We start from the raw sequence: 20,353 nt of genomic DNA, 5'->3' as shown, positions 1-20,353 counted from the left end.
TCCCTGAGCCGCGAGCAGGACCGTCTACGCCGGTACGTGGACCGCCTCGACGCGGCTCGCCACCAGGCGTTCCTTCTCCCGCCGGGCCGTACGGGCCTTCAGCCGCAGGATCTGTACGACGCCCAGCGCCTCCAGGACGAAGACCGACGCGAAGGCGATCCGGTAGTTGTCGCCGGTGGCGTCGAGGAGGATGCCGACCGCGAGCAGCGTCGTCATCGAGGCGGTGAAACCACCCATGTTGACGATTCCGGAGGCCGTTCCCTGACGCTCCGGCGGGTTCGCCGGGCGGGCGAAGTCGAAGCCGATCATCGAGGCGGGTCCGCAGGCGCCGAGGACCGCGCAGAGGGTGATCAGGAGCCACATCGGCGCCCGGTCGGCGGGGTACGCGAGGGTGGCGCCCCACAGCAGCGCGGTCGCCGCGACCGTGCCGAGGGCGAGCGGGGCGCGGGCGGTGTGGTGCCGGGCGATGATCTGCCCGTACGCGAGGCCCACCACCATGTTGGAGAGCACGACCAGCGTCAGCAGTTCCCCGGCGACGCCCCGGGAGAGGCCCTGGGCCTCGACCAGGAACGGCAGGCCCCACAGGAGCAGGAACACCATCGCCGGGAACTGGGTCGTGAAGTGCACCCACATGCCGAGCCGGGTGCCGGGCTCCCGCCAGGACTCGGTGATCTGGCGGCGGACGAACGCGGCCCCGGCGTGCGGCGCGGGCGGCGGTTCGTGGCCCTCGGGGTGGTCCTTGAGGAAGAGCAGCAGCAGGACGAGGACGACGACGCCCGCGATCGAGCTGCCGACGAACGTGGTCGTCCAGCCGAGGTCGTGCAGGGCGCGGGCGATGAAGATCGTCGAGACGAGGTTGCCGGCCATCCCGAAGAGCGCGGCGACCTGGGCGATGAGCGGGCCGCGCCGGGCGGGGAACCAGCGGGTGCCGAGCCGCAGCACGCTGATGAAGGTCATCGCGTCTCCGCAGCCGAGCAGCGCGCGGGCGGCGAGTGCGGTGCCGTACGAGGGGGAGAGCGCGAAGCCCAGCTGGCCGACGGTGAAGAGCACGACGCCGATGGTCAGCACCTTCTTGGTGCCGAGCCGGTCGACCATCAGGCCGACGGGTATCTGCATGCCCGCGTAGACCAGCAGCTGGAGTATGGAGAAGGTGGAGAGCGCGGAGGCGTTGACGTCGAAGCGGTCGGCGGCGTCGAGTCCGGCGACGCCCAGGGACGTACGGAAGATGACGGCGACGAAGTAGACGCCGACGCCGACGCCCCAGACGAGGGCGGCGCGCCGGCCGCCGGGCGGGTCGCCGGGGAGGGTGACGGCGGAACCGTGTCCGTCGCGGCTCACCTCGCCTCACCCCGGACCAGGACCTTGACCCAGCTCAGGTGCTGGCGGACGCAGTGGGCCGCGCCCTCCGTGTCACCGGCCTTGATCCGCTCCAGGATCTCGGCGTGCTCGGTGATGTTCTTGGCGATCCGGTCGGGCTGGGACTGCATGACGGCGACGCCCATCCGCAGCTGACGGTCCCGCAGCTGGTCGTAGAGGCGGGCGAGGATCTGGTTGCCGGCGTACTTGACGATCTCCGCGTGGAAGCAGCGGTCGGTGGCGGCGACCTCGGCGAGGTCCCCGGCCTCGGCGCGCCGCTTCTGCTCCTCCAGGAGCTCTTCGAGCCGCTCGACGAGCGCGGCGGAGGCGGGGACGGCCCGGCGGACGGCGAACTCCTCGACGAGCAGCCGGGTCTCGACGACATCGGCGATCTCCTGCGCGGAGACCGCGAGGACCAGGGCGCCCTTCTTGGGGTAGAGCTTGAGCAGCCCTTCCATCTCCAGCTTCAGCAGCGCTTCCCGTACGGGGGTGCGGGAGACCCCGACGGCCTGGGCGAGTTCGCCCTCGGTGAGCAGCGTCCCTCCCTCGTAGCGGCGGTCGAGGACGGCCTGCTTGACGTGCATGTAGACGCGGTCGGCCGCGGGAGGCGCTGATGGCATGCGCACAGCATAGATACAACAGGGGTGCAACAGGCAGGCCCGTCCGCGATGCGGACGGGCCTGTCCGGCGCGAGGGCTCCGAAGCCGTCAGCCGCCGATCGGGACGTAGCCGGACCAGCTGGTGGCCGCCGAGTTCGCGGCGTCGGCGCCGTTGCGGACCGCCACACGGAAGTTGACCTTGCCGTCCTCGCGCATGTCGTAGTTGCACACGCCCGGGTCGGCGTCGGCGCCCGCGGTGTAGTGGCACTCGCCGCTGCGTCCGTAGTCGGTGTACCACTCGGCGACGACCCGCAGGCCGTCGGCCTTGTAGTCGTCCATCGTGAACTTGTCCCCGTACGAGGAGAAACAGCCCCGCCCCGCGGCCGTGCCGTTGGTGTAGATGGTCGCGCAGAGCGTGTAGTCGGCAGCCGCGGAGGCGTCGGCGGGCTGCGCCACCTGTATGTCGGTCTCCGCGGGCTGCGCGGCCAGCGCGGGCGCGGAGAGGGCGAGGACGCTGGAGATGCCTGTGACGGCGGCCAGTGCGGCGAATCGAATCTTCAAGGTCTTTCCTCCGTTGGACGAATGGGGTGGAACTGCCTTGCGATTCCGAACGCTAACGGCGAACTCCCGCTCCCTGAGAGCCAAGTGGGGGCAACCTGTCGTCTTCCCGCCAGTCACAACCGATTAGGACAGGTGGCCGAAAGAACCTGTACAGAAGGGCACGTGGAAGCGGTTACCGTGGCCGTCATCGCCAAGACCCGGGGGCTGCGGAAGCAGGAGGACACTAGGCGTGCACGACACCGTGGACAACCAGTACATCGTCGCGTTGCTCGTACGGGGGTGGAGCGACGATCGCATCTCCCGCACTCTTGCCCTGAGCAAACGAACCGTCCAGCGACGGGTGCATCAGCTCATGCAGGAGTACGGCTGCTCGAGCCGGTTCGCGCTCGGCTTCGCACTCGGCCTCAGGGCCGTCCCGCGACGCGCGGTCAGCAGGTAGCGCAGGGCGTCGTCGTACGGATGCACGAAACGCCCGGCCGGGGGACCGCATCGTCCCCGACCGGGCGTTTCACGTGAAACATCCCAACTGAACTCTTACGCCCAGGTGATGAGCCTCTTCGGCTGCTCCAGGATCGCCGCGATGTCCGCGAGGAACTTGGAGCCCAGTTCGCCGTCGACCAGACGGTGGTCGAAGGAGAGGGCCAGCGTGGTGACCTGACGCGGCTTCACCTTGCCCTTGTGGACCCAGGGCTGGAGCTTGATCGCGCCGACCGCGAGGATCGCGGACTCGCCCGGGTTCAGGATGGGCGTACCGGTGTCGACGCCGAAGACGCCGACGTTGGTGATGGTGAACGTGCCGCCCTGCATCGCCGCCGGGGTCGTCTTGCCGTCGCGGGCGGTGGCGACCAGCTCGCTCAGGGACGTCGACAGCTCGGGCAGGGTCTGGGCGTGCGCGTCCTTGATGTTCGGCACGATCAGACCGCGCGGGGTGGCCGCGGCGATGCCCAGGTTGACGTAGTGCTTGAGCACGATCTCCTGGTTCGCCTCGTCCCAGGCCGCGTTGATCTCCGGGTTGCGCCGGACGGCGACCAGGACGGCCTTGGCGATGAGGAGCAGCGGGTTGACCCGCAGGCCCGCCATGTCCTTGTCGGACTTGAGCTCCTCGACCAGCTTCATGGTGCGCGTGATGTCGAAGGTCACGAACTCGGTGACGTGCGGCGCGGTGAAGGCCGAGCCGACCATCGCCGCCGCCGTGGCCTTCCGTACGCCCTTGATGGGCGTACGCGTCTCCCGGGCGCCCACCTCGACGGGCACGGCCACGGGAGCCGGGGCCGCCACCGGGGCCTGGACCGCCGGGGTCACGGCCGGCGCCGCAGGGGCTGCCGCCGGGGCCGTCGCCGGGGCGGCCGCCGCGTGGACGTCCTCGCGGGTGATGATCCCGTCCGGGCCGGTCGGGGTGACCGTCGCCAGGTCCACGCCCAGGTCCTTGGCCAGCTTCCGCACCGGGGGCTTGGCCAGCGGGCGGGTGGCGGTCGCGGTGGAGCCGCCGTGCCCGTTGAGCTCGCCCTGGATCGCGGCGGCGGCCTGCGCGGGCACGGGCGCGCCCTTGCGCGCCCGGCGCTTGGTCGAGCTCGCGGCCACGCCGTAGCCGACCAGGACCGGCTGCCGGCCCTGCGGCTCCTCGTCCTCGGCGACGGGAGCCGGTGCTTCCACGACGGGAGCCGGGGCCTCCGCCGCCACCGGGGCGGCGGCGGGCGCCTCTCCGCCCACGTTCACCGAGATGATGACCTGGCCGACGTCGACCGTCGTGCCCTCGGGGAAGCGCAGTTCGTGGACCGTGCCGTCGAACGGGATCGGCAGCTCGACGGCCGCCTTCGCCGTCTCGACCTCGCACACGACCTGACCGTCGGCGACCGTGTCGCCCGGCTGGACGTACCACTTGAGGATCTCGGCCTCGGTGAGGCCCTCGCCCACGTCGGGCATCTTGAATTCGCGGATCGTCACGATGCTCTCCTCAGCCCGTCAGTACGCCAGCGAGCGGTCGACGGCGTCGAGCACGCGGTCCAGACCCGGCAGGTACTCCTCCTCCAGGCGCGCCGGCGGATACGGCGCGTGGTAGCCGCCGACCCGCAGGACGGGGGCCTCCAGGTGGTAGAAGCAGCGCTCGGTGATCCGGGCGGCGATCTCCGCGCCCGAGCCGTAGAAGACCGGGGCCTCGTGGACCACGACCAGGCGGCGGGTCTTCTCGACCGAGGTCTGGATGGTGTCGAAGTCGATCGGGGACATCGAGCGCAGGTCCAGGACCTCGACCGACTTGCCCTCCTCCTGGGCGGCCGCGGCGGCCTCCAGGCAGACCTTCACCATCGGGCCGTACGCGGCGAGCGTGAGGTCCGTGCCCTCGCGGGCGACCCGGGCCTTGTGCAGCTCGCCCGGGATCGCGTCGGTGTCGACCTCGCTCTTGTCCCAGTAGCGGCGCTTGGGCTCGAAGAAGATGACCGGGTCGTCGCTCTGGATGGCCTGCTGGAGCATCCAGTACGCGTCCGACGAGGTGGACGGCGAGACGACCTTGAGGCCGGCGACGTGCGCGAAGAGCGCCTCGGGGGACTCCGAGTGGTGCTCGACGGCGCCGATGCCACCGCCGTACGGGATCCGGATGACGACCGGCAGCTTGATCTTGCCGAGCGCGCGGGCGTGCATCTTGGCGAGCTGCGTGACGATCTGGTCGTACGCGGGGAAGACGAAACCGTCGAACTGGATCTCGACGACGGGCCGGTAGCCGCGCAGGGCCAGCCCGATCGCGGTGCCGACGATGCCGGACTCGGCGAGCGGGGTGTCGATGACCCGGTCCTCGCCGAAGTCCTTCTGCAGACCGTCGGTGACCCGGAAGACGCCGCCGAGCTTGCCGACGTCCTCGCCCATGATGAGGACCTTGGGGTCGTTCTCCAGGGCCGTGCGGAGCGATTCGTTGATCGCCTTGGCCAGGGGAAGCTTCTGAACAGCCATGATTACTCGGCCCCTCCGTCCGCGAACGACGCCTGGTAGGCGGCGAACTGCGCGCGCTCCTCGTCGACGAGCGCGTGGCCGTCGGCGTAGACATTCTCAAAGATCGCCATGTGGTCCGGGTCGGGCATCGAGCGGACACCCTCGCGGACGCGCTTGCCGAGCGTCTCGCTCTCCGTCTCCAGGGCCTCGAAGAAGGCCGCGTCGGCGTGACCCTCGCGCTCCAGGTAGGCCTTGAGCCGCAGGATCGGGTCCTTCGCCTCCCAGGCCTCGCGCTCCTCGTCGGCGCGGTACTTGGTCGGGTCGTCGGAGGTGGTGTGGGCGCCCATGCGGTAGGTGAACGCCTCGACGAGGGTCGGGCCCTCGCCCCGGCGGGCGCGCTCGAGAGCCGAGCGGGTGACGGCCAGGCAGGCGAGGACGTCGTTGCCGTCGACCCGGACACCGGGGAAGCCGAAGCCCTGCGCGCGCTGGTAGAGCGGCACACGGGTCTGCTTCTCGGTGGGCTCGGAGATCGCCCACTGGTTGTTCTGGCAGAAGAACACGACGGGCGCGTTGTAGACCGCGGAGAAGGTGAAGGACTCGGCGACGTCACCCTGACTGGACGCGCCGTCACCGAAGTACGCGATCACGGCCGAGTCCGCGCCGTCCTTGGCGACGCCCATGGCGTAGCCGGTGGCGTGCAGGGTCTGCGAGCCGATGACGATCGTGTACAGGTGGAAGTTGTTGGTGTTGGGGTCCCAGCCACCGTGGTTCACACCGCGGAACATGCCGAGCAGGTTCGTCGGGTCGACACCGCGGCACCAGGCGACTCCGTGCTCCCGGTACGTCGGGAAGACGTAGTCGTCGTCGCGGAGCGCGCGGCCGGAGCCGATCTGCGCGGCCTCCTGGCCGAGCAGCGAGGCCCACAGGCCCAGCTCGCCCTGGCGCTGCAGGGCGGTGGCCTCGGCGTCGAAGCGGCGGGTGAGCACCATGTCGCGGTAGAGGCCGCGCAGCTCGTCGGCGCTCAGGTCGATGTCGTACTCGGGGTGCTGGACGCGCTCCCCTTCGGGCGTCAGCAGCTGTACGAGCTCGGGCTCGGAAGTCTGGGACTTCTTGGCGCTGGCGGCGCTGGCGCCGGCCGTGCGCTTGGTGCCGCTGCTGCGTCGCGTCGTCTTGCGCGCGGCAGTGCTCTCCACGGTCACGTGCGTACTCCTCCGTCGGTCCGGCCCCCGGGGTTGCCGGGAAAGGCCAGTGCGGCTCGCCTTGTCCGGACGCGCGCACGGGGTGGGTGCGACTCGGCCGGGTCAGGCGTGACAGGTGCCCCGGCGAGCGCCCTGTCATAGGCACGTTACCCACTGCTTCGCATTACTGCGAAACCCCATTTGACCTGCGATTTTGCTTGGATTTCCAAGTAAATCGAGAAATGTGGGAACAGTAGCTGGTCAGCGCACTGGCAACAGCCTCGCAGGCCGCCGGAACACCGGCACGTTATCCCGCACACCCCGGGCACGGGAAGAGCCAATATGTGAGACTGGGTGGGTGCGCGAAGATGGAAAAATCCGGGTATTTCTGCTGGACGACCACGAAGTCGTCCGGCGCGGCGTCCACGAGCTGCTCTCCGTGGAGGACGACATCGAGGTGGTCGGGGAGGCGGGCACGGCGGCCGACGCCCTCGTCAGGATCCCCGCGACCCGGCCCGACGTGGCCGTGCTCGACGTGCGGCTGCCGGACGGCAGCGGCGTCGAGGTCTGCCGCGAGGTGCGTTCGCAGAACGAGGACATCAAGTGCCTGATGCTCACCTCGTACGCCGACGACGAGGCACTTTTCGACGCGATCATGGCCGGGGCCTCGGGTTATGTCCTCAAGGCCATTCGCGGGAACGAACTGCTTTCGGCGGTACGGGACGTGGCGGCGGGCAAGTCGCTGCTCGATCCGGTCGCGACCGCCCGCGTCCTGGAGCGACTGCGGGACGGAAACAACCCCAAGGGTGACGACAAGCTCGCCAATCTGACCGAACAGGAGCGCAAGATCCTGGATCTGATCGGCGAGGGCCTGACCAACCGGGCCATCGGCGAACGGCTCCACCTGGCAGAGAAGACCATCAAGAACTACGTCTCCAGCCTGCTGTCGAAGCTGGGCATGGAGCGCCGTTCGCAGGCCGCGGCGTACGTGGCCCGCATGCAGGCCGAACGGCACTGAGCGCCGCCGGTGGCCCCCTCGCGGGGTCACCCGTTCGGCCTGACCCGGTGCGGGCCCCGATTCGGGACCTACGTCCCCGGTGAACCGGGGCAGGCGCCCCTTTCCCGGTGCGGTGCCGGTGGCGGAGAGTGGAAGCCATGTCCACCGAGGAGATCCGCGCCATCGAGCTGCTGAACCGCGTCTCGTACGGCCGGGTGGCGACGAGCATGCGCGCGATGCCGTTCGTCGCCCCCGCCCGGCACATCGTGGCCGACGGCTGTGTACTGATCCGCATGCACCGGGGCCTCGGCTACCACCGGGCCTGCGCGGGCAGCGTCGTCGCCTACGGCGCGGACAACTTCAACTCCGGCGCCGAGAACCTCTGGTCCGTGCAGTTCACGGGTTACGCCGAGGTCGTGGAACCGACCGAGGAGCAGCTCGCCGCGTTCGGCGCGAGCCCGCAGGTGGTGGACGGTGACCCCTTCGAGCCGATCTACCTGCGGATCGAGCCGCAGTTCGTGACCGTGCACCAGCTGGACTACACCACGGAGCGACATCTTCAGCACGTAGCGTGATCTAACATTTGGGGGGTGCCGCGCTCATCTGAAACCCTCGCTCCGCCCGTCGGCGCCGTTCCGCTCGCTCCGCCCGTCGGCGCCTCCCCGCCGGCCCCCGTCCCGCTCACCCCGCGCGGCAGCCATTCCGTGCTCGCCCCGCGTGTCGGCGACGCCCCGTTCGCCGCCCTCTCCGGCGCCTCCGCGTTCGCCGCCCACTCCGACGCCTCCCCGTTCGCCACCCTCTCCGGCGACGCCCCGTTCGCGCCCGTCGTCGGCGCCTCCATGCTCGCCCAGCGGGGCGGCGAGGCCGTCCTGACGCCCCGCGGCGCCGCCACCCCCGCCCCGCCCGTCCGTGACCTGCTGCGGCGCTACCGGGAGGCCGGTGAGCCGCTCTCCTGCGAGCCCGTCACCCAGGGCCTGCTGAATCGGGGCTACCGCCTCTTCACCACCCGCGGCGCCTACTTCCTCAAGCAGCACCTCGACGCCCCGACCGCCGACCGGGACACCATCAGCCGCCAGCACCGCGCGACCCAGCGCCTGCACGCCCTCGGCCTGCCCGTCGCCCCGCCGCTCGCCGACTCCGCAGGCCGCACGGTCGCCGTCATCGGCGGCCGCTGCTACGCCCTGCACCCCTGGGTCGACGGCCGCCACCGCGACGGCGCCCAGCTCTCCACGGGCGGTTCGCGGCGCCTCGGCGCGCTCCTCGGGCACGTCCACACCTGCCTGGAGCAGGTGATGGAGTCGCCGCCGCCCGGCGCCGGGCACGAGAGCGCCCGCCCCGAGGACACCCTCCGCGTCATCGACGAGCTCCTGCGCCTCGCCCGCGCCCACCGGCCCCGCACCGGCTTCGACGCGCTCGCCGAGCACCGGCTGCTCGAACGCCGGTGGCTGCTCGCCGAGCACGCCCACCGCCGCCCGCCGCCCGCCGCGTCGGCCGGCTGGGTGCACGGCGACTTCCACCCGCTGAACCTGCTCTACCGGGGCGCCGAACCGGCCGCGATCGTCGACTGGGACCGCCTCGGCGTCCAGCCCCGGGCCGAGGAGGCCGTCAGGGCCGCCGCCATCTTCTTCGTACGACCGGCGGGCGAGCTGGCGCTCGGGAAGGTACGGGCGTACGCGCGGGCCTACCGCCGGGCGGCCGGCGCGGACGCGGCGGAGCTGGCGTCGGCGGTGCACCGGGTGTGGTGGGAGCGGCTCAACGACTTCTGGATACTGCGCTGGCGCTACCAGCTCAACGACCGAAGGGCCGACCCACAGTTTCCTGCGGTGTCGGCCCTGGCGGTGTGGTGGACCCGCGAGTACGAGGCGGTACGCGACGCGTTCGCGGGGTGACTCCGGCCTGTCCTACGGGGTCAAGCCGGTGCCGCGTGTCGCGGGCTGCCCGGTGCTCCCCTGCACGGTGTTGTCCGGCGGGTCCGTGGGGTCGCCCGACGGCGTGCCGGTCGGGTCGCCCGTCGGGTCGCCCGTGTTGCCGCCGTCGTCCGAACCGTCGTCCGTCGGCGTCGGCTTCGTCGTCGGCGGGGTCGTCTGGGGCGTCGTCGGCGGCGTCGTCCGCGGAGTGGTCGGAGGCTTCGTCCACGGCTGCTCGTTGCCGCCGCTCGACGTCGTGTCCGGCTCCTGGGTGTCCTGGCTCTGCTCCTCCGACGGCGTCGGCGACTCCGCGGACGGGGTCGGCGACTGCGTGATCGGCGTCGTCGGCTTGTCGCTGTCCGCCTGACCGGCCTTGTCGAGCGCGTACACGACACCCGCCACGATCGCGATCATCGCGAGCGACAGGAACAGCAGCACCTTGCCGCGGCCGCCCTTCCCGCGCTTCCCGCCGTACCCGTCCTGGCCGTAGCCGCCGTGGCCGCCGTCGTATCCGCCGTCGTCCGGGTTCATCGGGGGCAGGAGCGGGCGCTGCGCGGTCTCGTGGTGCATCGGGTGCCCCATCGCCGTCGTCGCCGCGACGCCGCCGACCGGGGTGTGACCGCCCTCGTGCATCTCCACCGGGCCGGTGCTCCACGTACCCGTGTGGCCGCCCGCCTGCTGGAGCATCTGCAGGCCGTACTGGATGAGCCCGCGCATCTCCTCGGCGCTCTGGAACCGGTCGTCCGGGTCCTTCGCCAGCGAGCGCATCACGAGCCCGTCGAGCTCCGGCGGCGAGGGGTGGGCGACCTCTGACGGCGGGACCGGGATGTCCTGGACGTGCTGGTAGACCACCGAGAGCGGGGTCTCACCGGTGAACGGGGGCCGCAGCGCGAGGAGTTCGTACAGCAGACAGCCGGTGGCGTACAGGTCGGAGCGGTGGTCCACGGCCTTGCCGAGGGCCTGCTCGGGGGAGAGGTACTGCGGCGTGCCCATGACCATGCCGGTCTGGGTCATCGTCGACTGCGCGCCGTGCAGGGCGCGGGCGATGCCGAAGTCCATGACCTTCACCGCGCCGCCGTGCGTGATGATCACGTTCGCCGGCTTGATGTCGCGGTGCACGATGCCGTGCTGGTGCGAGTAGGCGAGCGCCTCCAGGACACCGGAGACGATGATCAGGGCCTGCTCGGGGCCCGGCGCCTCGGCGCTGATCAGCAGGTCGCGGATGGTGCGGCCCTCGACCAGCTCCATCACGATGTACGGCACGGAGTGACCGCCGACGAGGTCCTCGCCGGAGTCGTACACCGCGACGATCGCGTGGTGGTTGAGGCCGGCGACCGACTGCGCCTCGCGCGTGAAGCGGGCCTTGGAGACCGGGTCCTCGGCGAGGTCGGAGCGGAGCAGCTTGACGGCCACGGTGCGGCCCAGGCGCACGTCCTCGGCCGCGAACACCTCCGCCATGCCGCCGCGCCCGAGGCGGTGGGTCAGCCGGTACCGTCCGTCACCGACCACTCCGCCGACGCCCCAGGACTCCGCGGCGGCGCCCGACAGGCCGCCGCCGCCTGCTTCGGATTCGGGTGCCATCAGTCCTCGCCGTCGTCTGTCAGTCGTGTGGAGCCGTTCCGTCGTCACGCTACAGGCTTCGTCCGACACCACGGTCCGAGTGGACCGGCCATCCAACCTCCCGCGTGTACACCCATGCAAATTGCGGCCGGTTCGTGTAACGCTTCCGAGACGCTTCTTGCGCGGAGGGTCACGGAACGGGCACCCGGCTTGACGTGTCGGTGCCCTCGGGCAGACTTGGCCGGGAAATTAACGATCAGCGCCGCCACGCGCGCGTAGGGGGAGCACGAATGAGCCAGGACGGCGCCCAGGGCCGCTATGCGGGCGGTTCGGTTGCGAACGGCCGGTACCAGCTTCGCGACCTGCTCGGCGAGGGCGGCATGGCCTCCGTCTACCTCGCGTACGACAGCGCACTCGACCGGCAGGTCGCCATCAAGACCCTGCACACCGAACTCGGCCGGGAACAGTCGTTCCGCGAGCGGTTCCGGCGCGAGGCGCAGGCGGTCGCGAAGCTTTCGCACACGAACATCGTCTCGGTCTTCGACACCGGCGAGGACACCCTCGACGGCTCGGTCATGCCGTACATCGTCATGGAGTACGTGGAGGGCCAGCCGCTCGGCTCGGTCCTCGCCTCCGACGTACGGCAGTTCGGCGCGATGCCCGCCGACAAGGCCCTCAAGGTGACGGCGGACGTCCTCGCCGCCCTGGACACCAGCCACGAGATGGGCCTGGTCCACCGGGACATCAAGCCCGGCAACGTGATGATGACCAAGCGCGGCGTGGTCAAGGTGATGGACTTCGGCATCGCGCGCGCCATGCAGTCCGGTGTCACCTCCATGACGCAGACGGGCATGGTCGTCGGCACGCCGCAGTACCTCTCCCCCGAGCAGGCCCTGGGCCGCGCGGTGGACGCCCGCTCCGACCTGTACTCGGTCGGCATCATGCTGTTCCAGCTGCTCACGGGCCGTCTGCCGTTCGACGCGGACTCGCCGCTGGCCATCGCGTACGCGCATGTCCAGGAGGAGCCGGTCGCCCCGTCGTCCATCAACCGCTCGGTGACCCCGGCGATGGACGCGCTCGTCGCCCGCGCGCTGAAGAAGAACCCGAACGAGCGTTTCCCGAGCGCGGCCGCGATGCAGGACGAGTGCCTGCGGGTGCTCTCGGCGGGGCAGACGAGCGCGCCGGTGATCGTGGCGGGCGGTCCGGTCAGCAGCGGCGCGGGTGTCGGCTCGGCGGTCTTCCCGCCGGTCGGCCAGACGCCGCCGCCGTCGACGCACGGGGTCCAGTACCCGTACCAGCAGCCCACGCCGGCGCCCCAGCCCGGTCCGTACGGTCCGCCGACGCCGGCGCCCTCCTACGGGTACCCGCAGCAGGCGCCGACCCCGCCGCCGGCCCCGGCGTACCAGACGCCTGCCCCCGGCCCGTACACGATGTCGCCGCAGCCCCCGGTCTCCGGCGGCGCCACCTCCGTCTCCGGTACCGCCGGCGGGTCGCGGCGGAGCACGCCGATGATCGTGGGCGCGGCCGTCGCCGCGCTGCTGGTCATCGGCGGTGTCATCACCGTGATCAACCTCAACAAGGACGACGCGAACGACGGCGCGGGTGGCGACCCGAGCCAGAGCCAGTCGGTCGCGCCGGGGCACAAGGGTCCTGACCTGACGAAGACCATCGACGTGAAGAAGTGCACCGAGCCGAGGGAGTCGAGCGACGACCCGGAGAAGTTCGAGATCCCGGACTTCACGTACAAGAACATTCAGTCGGTCAAGGACTGCATCCAGGCCGCCGGGTGGAAGCTGACGAAGCAGACCCCGGTGGACGAGGCGACGTACGGCGAGGGCACGGTGCTCAGCCAGTACCCGCCGGCGGGCGGGGACGCGTCGAAGAGCGACGCCGAGTTCACCCTGGAGATCTCCACGGGGAACCCGGGGCAGTAGGGCCGGGTTCGTGGTCCGGGTTCGTAGCCCGGGTTCGTAGCTTGGCTTCGTCGCCCGGGTTCGTCGTCCGTTTGTTCGTGGAGTGATCCGCGGGTCATCCGCGCGCGGGCGCCCGGATGCCGGAATTGTCCCGTCATGTGACGCTGAGTTGGATACCTCGGCGGCTCGGTACGGGAGGGGGTCACCCGGTGATTCCAGGACTCCGCGGCACGCGGACGCGGGCACTGCGGTGGCGGGCGCTCGGCCCTGTGATGGCGTGCTGGCTGCTGGTCGGCGCCGTCCCGGTGGCGTACGGGTACGAGCGACCCGGGCCCGCTCCGGCGGGCTCGGCTTCGGCGGGTTCGGCGGGTTCGGCGGCCGGCTCTGCTGGTTCGGCAGCCGGCTCGGCCGGCTCGGCGGCGGCCTCTGCGGGTTCGGCGCATGCGACGGCCGCGCCCAGGACTGCCGGGCCGTCGAAGCCGGCCAAGTCCGCGAAGTCCACCGCGCCGGCCACGCCCTCCCGCTCCCCGGCCGACACCGCCGCCCCGACGGGGCGGCCCACGCCTGGGGCCTCCCGCCCGCCCGCCGCGCCCCCGGCTTCGGCGTCTCCGTCCGCGTCGGCCTCCGCGGCGCCCGGGCCCACCCCGTCCGGCTCATGGGCCGGGCGGCCCGCCGGGGAGGGCCGCCCGCGGCCCGGCCGGCCCCCCGCCAAGCCGAAGCCGAGCGCCACGGATGGACCCGGCGACGCGTCGACCGACCCGTCCGCGGACCCCTCTCGTACCAAATCCGAAACAGCCGAGGAGCCCCCGGAGGAGCCGCCCGAGGGGACGGACGCCGCGGACGAGGGCCTCGAACCGGTACCGGAGACGGACCCCACGGGTTCCGTTTCGCCGCCCGCGACCGTGCCCGCCGCCGCGCCCCGGCTCGGCAACCAGACCGCCCCCACCGCCTCCGACCGGCAGATTCCCGTGGTCACCCTGGGCGCCGGGCTCGCGCTGATGGGGCTCGGAATCGGTTTCCTCGGCCTCCGGATGCGGCGCCGCTGAGAGGCCCGGTCCCCCGCGGGACCCCGCGTGTCCCCCTTGAGACGGACGCGGAAGCTCCGTCTCAGGTCGCTTGTCCGCGTCGGCATACCCGGTATACATACTGAGTATGTCGATCCGCCACGGGCTTCTCGCCCTCCTCGAACGCGGGCCTCGCTACGGCTCGCAGCTCCGTACGGAGTTCGAGTCCCGCACGGGCTCCACCTGGCCGCTCAACGTCGGCCAGGTCTACACGACCCTGAACCGTCTCGAACGGGACGGCATGGTCGCCCAGGACGGCGAGGACGAGGCCGGCCACGCGCTCTACGCGATCACCGACGGCGGTCGTGAAGAGCTGCGGCAGTGGTTCGAGAAGCCCGTGGACCGCACCAGCCCGGCCCGCGACGAGCTCGCCATCAAGCTCGCCATGGCCGTCGGAGCGCCCGGGGTCGACATCCGGGCCGTCATCCAGTCGCAGCGCCGGCACACCGTGAAGGCGATGCAGGACTACACCCGGCTCAAGGCGCAGGCGCTCACCGCGCTCGAGACGGGCGAGTCCCGTGAACGGGACGACGTGGCCTGGCTCCTCGTCCTGGAGCAGCTCATCTTCCAGACCGAGGCCGAGGCCCGCTGGCTGGACCACTGCGAGGCCCGGCTGATCCGGCTCTCGACGTCCGCCGTCGGCGCGGGGGACCCCCGGCCTCCCGAGGCGGCCGCACCGGCCGCCGACGACACGCACCGCCCGGCGCGGCTGCGCTGACACCACGGCCACCCGGCCCCGGTCCCGCGCCACCCGGCGCCGTACCGCACGATCCGCGACGCCTGTCCCGCACACGCGGCGCCGCACCCGCACCACTCCACCCAGAACCTTCTGGCACCACCTCTCCATCCGCTCCGTACGCGACGCCGCACCGCGTCCGTACGCCCAAGGGGGACCCCTCCATGTCCAGTGCGCAGCCCGTGCTGCAACTCCAGAACCTGACCCGCGTCCACGGCTCCGGCGCCACCGAGGTGCACGCCCTGCGCGGCATCGACCTGGCCGTCTACCCGGGTGAACTCGTCGCCGTCATGGGCCCGTCCGGCTCCGGCAAGTCGACCCTGCTCACCATCGCGGGCGGCCTCGACAACCCCACTTCCGGCAAGGTGATCGTCGAGAACACCGACATCACCACCGCCGACCGCAAGGCCCTCGCGGCCCTGCGCCGCCGCAGCATCGGGTACGTCTTCCAGGACTACAACCTCATCCCGGCGCTCACCGCCGCCGAGAACGTCGCCCTGCCCCGCGAACTGGACGGTGTCGCCGCCCGCAAGGCCCGCGTCGAGGCGCTGGCCGCGCTGGAGGAGATGGACCTCGGCCACCTCGCCGACCGCTTCCCCGACGAGATGTCCGGCGGCCAGCAGCAGCGCGTGGCCATCGCCCGTGCCCTCGTCGGCGACCGGCGCCTGGTCCTCGCGGACGAGCCCACCGGCGCCCTGGACTCCGAGACCGGCGAGTCCGTCCTCGCCCTGCTGCGCTCGCGCTGCGACGCCGGGGCCGCGGGCGTCCTGGTCACCCACGAGCCGCGGTTCGCCGCCTGGGCCGACCGGGTCGTCTTCCTGCGGGACGGCGCCGTCGTCGACCAGACCGTGCGCAGCGAGGCCGACTCGCTCCTCTCCGGCCAGGCGGCCGAACGGTGAACAAGTGGCTCCACTCCTGGCGCGCCGCGATCCGCATCGCGCGCCGTGACGCCTGGCGCTCCAAGGGACGCAGCTTCCTCGTCCTCGCGATGATCGCCCTGCCCATCCTCGGCGTCAGCGCCGCCGATCTGACCCTGCGCAGCTCGGAGCTCTCCACCGAGGAGAGCCTGAACCGGAAGATAGGCGCCGCCGACGCGCGCTTCTCCGACGCCCAGGTCAACGGTGTGCCGATCTTCCAGGATCCGAACGGCGACACGAACGTGCCGGCCAAGGACTACGGCGACCAGGCCTGGCCGACCGGTCCGACCGACGTCACCAAGACCTTCCCGGCCGGCTCCACGGTCCTGACCGACAGCTCCGGCAGCGCCAAGCTGACCACCGCCCACGGGCTCCTCCAGAGCGAGGTCCGTGAGCTGAAGGCCGGCGACCCGCTCGCCCGCGGCATCATGGCCCTCCAGGACGGCCGCTTCCCGGAGAAGGCCGACGAGGTCGCCGCGACCACGCACTTCCTGGAGACCAGCGGGCTGAGCATCGGCTCCACGCTCTCCGCCCGCGGTGACACCCGTACGTTCCGGATCGTCGGCTCGTACGAGCTCCCCAACGATCTGAAGGCCGACCAGATCAACGCCCTGCCGGGCGCGTTCCTCGACGCGTACGCCAAGGTCGTCGCGGCGAGCGGGCTGGACACGGGCGGCGCCTCCGTCACGTATCTGGTGAAGGCTCCCGGTGGTTTCACGTGGAACACCGTCCAGCAGATCAACGCCAAGGGCGTCGCCGTCGTCTCGCGCGCGGTGCTCCTGGACCCGCCCGCCAAGGCCGATGTCCCGCTCTACCAGAAGGAGGGCTGGGGCACCTTCGAGGACAGCGCGGCCGCCCAGGCCGCCGAGCTCGCCGCGGCGGGCACGGTCGTCGGCCTCGCCATGCTGGAGATCTGCCTCCTTGCCGGGCCCGCGTTCGCCGTGGGCGCCCGCCGCTCGCGCCGTCAGCTCGGGCTCGTCGGTGCCAACGGCGGCGACCGTCACCACATCCGCGCGATCGTGCTGAGCGGCGGTCTCGTCATCGGCGTCGCGGCTGCCGTCCTCGGTACGGTTCTCGCGCTCATCCTGACGTTCGCGCTGCAGCCGTTCCTCGAAACCGCCATGAACCAGCGGTTCGGCTCCTTCGACGTGCGTCCGCTGGAGCTGCTCGGCATCGCGTTCATCGCCGTGCTGACCGGTCTGATGGCCGCGATCGTCCCGGCCGTCACCGCGTCCCGGCAGACCGTCCTCGCCTCGCTCACCGGGCGTCGCGGTGTCCGCCGCGGCAGCCGCGTCCTGCCGCTCATCGGTCTGGGCGCCCTGCTCCTGGGCGGCACGATCGCGCTGTACGGCTCGGTGATCTCCGACCAGTTCATCGTCGTCGCGGGCGGCAGCGCCCTCGCCGAGCTGGGCGTGGTCGCCATGACCCCGGCCCTGGTGGGCCTCTTCGGCCGCACCGGCCGCTGGCTGCCGCTCTCGCCGCGCCTCGCCCTGCGGGACGCAGTGCGCAACCGGGGCCGTACGGCACCCGCCGTCGCCGCCGTGCTCGCCGCGGTCGCCGGAACGGTCGCCATCTCCACCTACGCGGCCAGCCGCGAGGCCCAGGACGCGGCCGGCTACGAGGCGAAGCTGCCGCACGGCGCGGTCTCCGCGCTCGTGATGGAGGAGGGCGGCCGTGACGTTCCGCAGGTGCGGGACGCCATCCAGCGGCTGATGCCGGTCGACACCCGCGCGGACGTCCAGCGCATCGTGGTCGGCAAGCCGGGCTGTGCCCCGTACAGCGAGGCCCCGGGCTGCGGCCGCTTCGAGCTGGTGATCCCGAAGGCCAACGAGTGTCCGCTGTGGGCCTCCGAGGACGGCTCGGACCCCTCCGAGAAGTTCACCAAGGAGCAGCGCCGCAAGCTCGCCGAGGACTGGCGCTGCACGGAGAACAGCGGCGGTGACCTGCCCGGCGGCGCCTACGTCGAGGGTGGCCTGGTCGTCGGTGACGCCTCGCTCCTGAAGATCCTCGGGATCACGGACGCGGGCGCCCAGAAGGCCCTCGCCGAGGGGAAGATCGTCTCCTTCGCCAAGGCCCCGATCGACAAGGGCGACAAGATCGGCATCAGGGTGATCGCCGACAACAAGAAGGCGAACCAGGCCGATCAGGAGCGCAAGCCGCTCCCCGGCGAGATCAAGAGCCTCCCCGCCCACCTGGTGACCGGGCAGAACGCCTACGGCGTGCGGGCGCTCATCAGCCCCGAGGCCGCCAAGGCCGCCGGCTTCACCGCGCTGCCGTTCGGCTCGGTCTTCTCCACCGACGCGATGCCCAGCGCCGAGCAGCGTCAGAAGCTCGACGGGGAGCTCGCCAAGATCGGCAGCGATGTCGCTCTCCACGTGGAGGAAGGATTCGTCAGCAACACGAGCATCGTGCTCCTCGCGCTGACCGTCTTCGCCGGACTCGTCACCATCGGCGCGGCCGGTATCGCCACCGGCCTCGCGCAGGCCGACGCCGAGGCCGATCTGAAGACGCTGTCCGCAGTCGGCGCGCCCCCGCGGGTCCGCCGCACGCTCAGCGGCTTCCAGTGCGGGGTGGTCGCCGCGATGGGCGTGATCCTCGGATCGGCGGCCGGTGTGCTGCCGGCGATGGGCCTGCGGCTCACCGAGGAACGCCAGGAGCTGCGCTTCTACCAGGAGTCCCTCGACCAGGGCTGGGGCGGCTCGCAGGACGTGCCGTACGTCCCGATCGTCGTCCCCTGGGAGACGCTCGGCGCGATGCTGATCCTGGTACCGCTGGGCGCCGCGCTCCTCGCGGCCCTGGTGACCCGCTCGCGTGGGGCCCTGGCCCGCCGCGAAGCCGCCTGATCGGTCCTTGATCGGTACCTGATCGGCCTCTGGACGGTCCGTGATCGGTCGTTGCCGTCCTGTGCCCCTGGAGAAGGGTGGATCACCCTCCTCCAGGGGCACACCGTGTGATGAGGCACGTGTGCGAGAGAATGGCGGCATGGAGATGCCGAGGAATGAACGGTCGCAGGAGACTCCCCAGGTCCTCATCGTGGGACAGGACGGGATGGCACTCGGCGGCGCTCAGGGTGACGACGAATCCCGCGAGGTCCCGGTGACAGAAATGGTCGAGCAGCCTGCGAAGGTCATGCGCATCGGCAGCATGATCAAGCAGCTCCTGGAGGAAGTACGCGCGGCTCCCCTCGACGAGGCGAGCCGGGTCAGGCTCAAGGACATCCACGCGAGCTCCGTGAAGGAGCTGGAGGACGGGCTCGCGCCCGAACTGGTCGAGGAACTGGAGCGGCTCTCGCTGCCGTTCACCGACGAGGCGATCCCCTCCGAGGCGGAACTACGGATCGCGCAGGCCCAGTTGGTGGGCTGGCTCGAAGGCCTCTTCCACGGGATCCAGACGGCGCTGTTCGCCCAGCAGATGGCCGCCCGCGCCCAACTGGAGCAGATGCGGCGTGCGCTGCCTCCGGGTGTGCCGGTCGACGAGGACGACGACCACGGCCGGGGCCACGCCGTCCGGTCGGGGCCTTACTTGTAGGACTTCGAGGCCGCTAGGGCTCCGGGGCCTGCTTGGAGTCGCTCCGGAGTCGCGTGAGGGCCCGGCACACCTCAGGGCGTGCCGGGCCCTTGCGCGTTCGGGCGGGCCTGGTGCGCGCGTCCTCAGGCCGTCCGGGGAGCCACGAGCAGGACCTTGCCGACGTGGGTGCCGGAGTCCAGGGCGCGATGCGCCTCGGCGGCGTCCGGCATCTCGACCGTACGGTCGACCACCGCGCGTACCGTGCCCGACTCGACCAGCGGCCAGACGTGCTCCCGCACCGCGGCGACGATGGCCGCCTTCTCGTGCAGCGGGCGGGCGCGCAGCGTCGTCGCCGTGATCGCGGCCCGCTTGGAGAGCAGCGCTGCGAGGTTCAACTCGCCCTTCACACCGCCCTGCAGACCGATGACGGCCAGCCGGCCGTTGACCGCGAGCGCGTTCACGTTGCGCTCCAGATACTTCGCTCCGAGGATGTCCAGGATCACGTCCGCACCCGCGCCGTCCGTGGCCTTGCGGAGCTCCTCGACGAAGTCCTGCTCGCGGTAGTCGATCAGGATGTCCGCGCCCAGCTCGGCGCAGCGCGCGAGCTTGTCCGGACCGCCGGCCGTGACCGCGACCTTCGCGCCGACGGCCTTGGCGAGCTGGATCGCCATCGTGCCGATGCCGCTCGCCCCGCCGTGCACCAACAGCGTCTCGGCAGGCCGCAGATGGGCGACCATGAAGACGTTCGACCAGACCGTGCAGGTCACCTCGGGCAGCGCCGCCGCCGTCACCAGGTCCATGCCCTCCGGCACGGGCAGCAGCTGGCCGACGGGGACGACGACCTTCTCCGCGTAACCACCGCCGACGAGCAGCGCGCACACCTCCTGGCCGACCTTCCAGCCGGAGACCCCCGGGCCCAGCGCGGCGATCCGGCCCGAACACTCCAGACCGGGGTACGGAGATGTGCCCGGCGGCGGGTCGTAGAAGCCCTGGCGCTGGAGCAGATCGGCACGGTTGACGGCGCTCGCCACCACCTCGACGAGGACCTCGCCCTCGGCGGGCACGGGATCGGGCACCTCGGCCCAGACGAGGGCCTCGGGGCCGCCGGGTTCCGGAATCGTGATCGCATGCATGGC

At 71.6% G+C, this 20,353-nt stretch carries 19 protein-coding genes; 10 read left to right on the top strand and 9 right to left on the bottom strand.

What is annotated here, in order from left to right; all coding sequences use genetic code 11:
• Nucleotides 1–24: 24 nt before the first annotated feature.
• The 3 genes from AB0F56_RS08260 to AB0F56_RS08250 all read right to left on the bottom strand — a co-directional run bounded on the left by AB0F56_RS08260 (nucleotide 25) and on the right by AB0F56_RS08250 (nucleotide 2,516).
• Nucleotides 25–1,338, bottom strand: coding sequence for an MFS transporter (locus AB0F56_RS08260; RefSeq protein ID WP_362005547.1), 1,314 nt, complete (start codon nucleotides 1,336–1,338; stop codon nucleotides 25–27).
• Entirely contained in the window at nucleotides 1,335–1,976 is a 642-nt protein-coding gene (locus AB0F56_RS08255; protein ID WP_362005545.1) for a GntR family transcriptional regulator, read from the bottom strand. The genes AB0F56_RS08260 and AB0F56_RS08255 overlap by 4 nt, the downstream gene beginning before the upstream one ends.
• 87 nt (nucleotides 1,977–2,063) lie before the next feature.
• Nucleotides 2,064–2,516, bottom strand: coding sequence for a hypothetical protein (locus AB0F56_RS08250; protein ID WP_362005543.1), 453 nt, complete (start codon nucleotides 2,514–2,516; stop codon nucleotides 2,064–2,066).
• Nucleotides 2,517–2,745: 229 nt separating this feature from the next.
• Here AB0F56_RS08250 and AB0F56_RS08245 point away from each other — a divergent pair, with 229 nt between their 5' ends.
• A complete protein-coding gene (locus AB0F56_RS08245) occupies nucleotides 2,746–2,955 on the top strand; it encodes a helix-turn-helix domain-containing protein (RefSeq protein WP_362005540.1) in 210 nt (69 codons plus the stop codon).
• Nucleotides 2,956–3,050: 95 nt separating this feature from the next.
• Here AB0F56_RS08245 and AB0F56_RS08240 read toward each other — a convergent pair whose 3' ends face one another.
• The 3 genes from AB0F56_RS08240 to pdhA are packed head-to-tail and all read right to left on the bottom strand — an operon-like array spanning nucleotide 3,051 to nucleotide 6,637.
• Nucleotides 3,051–4,439 carry a dihydrolipoamide acetyltransferase family protein gene (locus tag AB0F56_RS08240; protein ID WP_362006142.1) on the bottom strand — a complete coding sequence of 463 codons (1,389 nt, stop codon included), beginning with the start codon at nucleotides 4,437–4,439 and terminating at the stop codon, nucleotides 3,051–3,053.
• Between the two features lie 39 nt (nucleotides 4,440–4,478).
• On the bottom strand, nucleotides 4,479–5,459 hold the full coding sequence (locus AB0F56_RS08235) for an alpha-ketoacid dehydrogenase subunit beta (protein ID WP_362005538.1): 981 nt from the start codon (nucleotides 5,457–5,459) through the stop codon (nucleotides 4,479–4,481).
• Nucleotides 5,460–5,461: 2 nt separating this feature from the next.
• On the bottom strand, nucleotides 5,462–6,637 hold the full coding sequence (pdhA, locus tag AB0F56_RS08230) for a pyruvate dehydrogenase (acetyl-transferring) E1 component subunit alpha (protein ID WP_362005535.1): 1,176 nt from the start codon (nucleotides 6,635–6,637) through the stop codon (nucleotides 5,462–5,464).
• 337 nt (nucleotides 6,638–6,974) lie between these two features.
• On the opposite strand from pdhA, the gene AB0F56_RS08225 reads away from it, so the two are divergent.
• The 3 genes from AB0F56_RS08225 to AB0F56_RS08215 all read left to right on the top strand — a co-directional run bounded on the left by AB0F56_RS08225 (nucleotide 6,975) and on the right by AB0F56_RS08215 (nucleotide 9,502).
• Nucleotides 6,975–7,634: a response regulator transcription factor gene (locus tag AB0F56_RS08225; RefSeq protein WP_361960018.1), complete on the top strand. Its 660-nt coding sequence runs from the start codon at nucleotides 6,975–6,977 to the stop codon at nucleotides 7,632–7,634.
• Nucleotides 7,635–7,771: 137 nt separating this feature from the next.
• The gene (locus tag AB0F56_RS08220; protein WP_362005532.1) at nucleotides 7,772–8,188 is read left to right on the top strand and encodes a pyridoxamine 5'-phosphate oxidase family protein; all 417 of its coding nucleotides are present in this window, start codon (nucleotides 7,772–7,774) and stop codon (nucleotides 8,186–8,188) included.
• Between the two features lie 264 nt (nucleotides 8,189–8,452).
• On the top strand, nucleotides 8,453–9,502 hold the full coding sequence (locus AB0F56_RS08215) for a phosphotransferase (protein WP_362006139.1): 1,050 nt from the start codon (nucleotides 8,453–8,455) through the stop codon (nucleotides 9,500–9,502).
• A gap of 12 nt (nucleotides 9,503–9,514) precedes the next feature.
• Here the strand turns inward: AB0F56_RS08215 and AB0F56_RS08210 are convergent, their stop codons facing one another.
• Nucleotides 9,515–11,101, bottom strand: coding sequence for a protein kinase (locus AB0F56_RS08210; protein ID WP_362005529.1), 1,587 nt, complete (start codon nucleotides 11,099–11,101; stop codon nucleotides 9,515–9,517).
• A gap of 269 nt (nucleotides 11,102–11,370) precedes the next feature.
• Between AB0F56_RS08210 and AB0F56_RS08205 the strand changes: the two genes are divergently transcribed.
• Nucleotides 11,371–13,014: a protein kinase gene (locus tag AB0F56_RS08205; RefSeq protein WP_362005526.1), complete on the top strand. Its 1,644-nt coding sequence runs from the start codon at nucleotides 11,371–11,373 to the stop codon at nucleotides 13,012–13,014.
• Nucleotides 13,015–13,195: 181 nt separating this feature from the next.
• Here AB0F56_RS08205 and AB0F56_RS08200 read toward each other — a convergent pair whose 3' ends face one another.
• Nucleotides 13,196–13,555: a hypothetical protein gene (locus AB0F56_RS08200; protein WP_362005524.1), complete on the bottom strand. Its 360-nt coding sequence runs from the start codon at nucleotides 13,553–13,555 to the stop codon at nucleotides 13,196–13,198.
• A gap of 340 nt (nucleotides 13,556–13,895) precedes the next feature.
• On the opposite strand from AB0F56_RS08200, the gene AB0F56_RS08195 reads away from it, so the two are divergent.
• The 5 genes from AB0F56_RS08195 to AB0F56_RS08175 all read left to right on the top strand — a co-directional run bounded on the left by AB0F56_RS08195 (nucleotide 13,896) and on the right by AB0F56_RS08175 (nucleotide 19,238).
• Nucleotides 13,896–14,039, top strand: a complete 144-nt coding sequence (locus AB0F56_RS08195) for a hypothetical protein (protein WP_362005522.1) — start codon at nucleotides 13,896–13,898, stop codon at nucleotides 14,037–14,039.
• Nucleotides 14,040–14,145: 106 nt separating this feature from the next.
• The gene (locus tag AB0F56_RS08190) at nucleotides 14,146–14,775 is read left to right on the top strand and encodes a PadR family transcriptional regulator (RefSeq protein ID WP_362005519.1); all 630 of its coding nucleotides are present in this window, start codon (nucleotides 14,146–14,148) and stop codon (nucleotides 14,773–14,775) included.
• 182 nt (nucleotides 14,776–14,957) lie between these two features.
• Nucleotides 14,958–15,692, top strand: coding sequence for an ABC transporter ATP-binding protein (locus AB0F56_RS08185; protein WP_362005518.1), 735 nt, complete (start codon nucleotides 14,958–14,960; stop codon nucleotides 15,690–15,692).
• Entirely contained in the window at nucleotides 15,689–18,553 is a 2,865-nt protein-coding gene (locus tag AB0F56_RS08180; protein ID WP_362005516.1) for an ABC transporter permease, read from the top strand. The genes AB0F56_RS08185 and AB0F56_RS08180 overlap by 4 nt, the downstream gene beginning before the upstream one ends.
• A 139-nt stretch (nucleotides 18,554–18,692) precedes the next feature.
• Nucleotides 18,693–19,238, top strand: a complete 546-nt coding sequence (locus tag AB0F56_RS08175) for a bacterial proteasome activator family protein (RefSeq protein ID WP_362005513.1) — start codon at nucleotides 18,693–18,695, stop codon at nucleotides 19,236–19,238.
• A gap of 122 nt (nucleotides 19,239–19,360) precedes the next feature.
• On the opposite strand, the gene AB0F56_RS08170 is transcribed toward AB0F56_RS08175, so the two are convergent.
• Nucleotides 19,361–20,350, bottom strand: a complete 990-nt coding sequence (locus tag AB0F56_RS08170) for an NAD(P)H-quinone oxidoreductase (RefSeq protein ID WP_362005510.1) — start codon at nucleotides 20,348–20,350, stop codon at nucleotides 19,361–19,363.
• Between the last annotated feature and the right edge of the window lie 3 nt (nucleotides 20,351–20,353).

It is taken from the genome of Streptomyces sp. NPDC026092, from assembly GCF_040638605.1.
Taxonomy (GTDB): domain Bacteria; phylum Actinomycetota; class Actinomycetes; order Streptomycetales; family Streptomycetaceae; genus Streptomyces.
Note: the sequence above shows the minus strand (reverse complement) of the source record. Positions and strands in the feature narration are given on the sequence as shown.

Excerpts from the sequence above, each read along its gene's own strand:
- AB0F56_RS08235 (WP_362005538.1), bottom strand. The coding sequence starts at position 5,459 with ATGGCTGTTCAGAAGCTTCCCCTGGCCAAGGCGATCAACGAATCGCTC.
- AB0F56_RS08220 (WP_362005532.1), top strand. The coding sequence starts at position 7,772 with ATGTCCACCGAGGAGATCCGCGCCATCGAGCTGCTGAACCGCGTCTCG.
- AB0F56_RS08240 (WP_362006142.1), bottom strand. The coding sequence starts at position 4,439 with ATGCCCGACGTGGGCGAGGGCCTCACCGAGGCCGAGATCCTCAAGTGG.
- AB0F56_RS08185 (WP_362005518.1), top strand. The coding sequence starts at position 14,958 with ATGTCCAGTGCGCAGCCCGTGCTGCAACTCCAGAACCTGACCCGCGTC.
- AB0F56_RS08190 (WP_362005519.1), top strand. The coding sequence starts at position 14,146 with ATGTCGATCCGCCACGGGCTTCTCGCCCTCCTCGAACGCGGGCCTCGC.
- AB0F56_RS08175 (WP_362005513.1), top strand. The coding sequence starts at position 18,693 with ATGGAGATGCCGAGGAATGAACGGTCGCAGGAGACTCCCCAGGTCCTC.
- AB0F56_RS08255 (WP_362005545.1), bottom strand. The coding sequence starts at position 1,976 with ATGCCATCAGCGCCTCCCGCGGCCGACCGCGTCTACATGCACGTCAAG.
- AB0F56_RS08170 (WP_362005510.1), bottom strand. The coding sequence starts at position 20,350 with ATGCATGCGATCACGATTCCGGAACCCGGCGGCCCCGAGGCCCTCGTC.
- AB0F56_RS08215 (WP_362006139.1), top strand. The coding sequence starts at position 8,453 with ATGCTCGCCCAGCGGGGCGGCGAGGCCGTCCTGACGCCCCGCGGCGCC.
- AB0F56_RS08205 (WP_362005526.1), top strand. The coding sequence starts at position 11,371 with ATGAGCCAGGACGGCGCCCAGGGCCGCTATGCGGGCGGTTCGGTTGCG.
- AB0F56_RS08210 (WP_362005529.1), bottom strand. The coding sequence starts at position 11,101 with ATGGCACCCGAATCCGAAGCAGGCGGCGGCGGCCTGTCGGGCGCCGCC.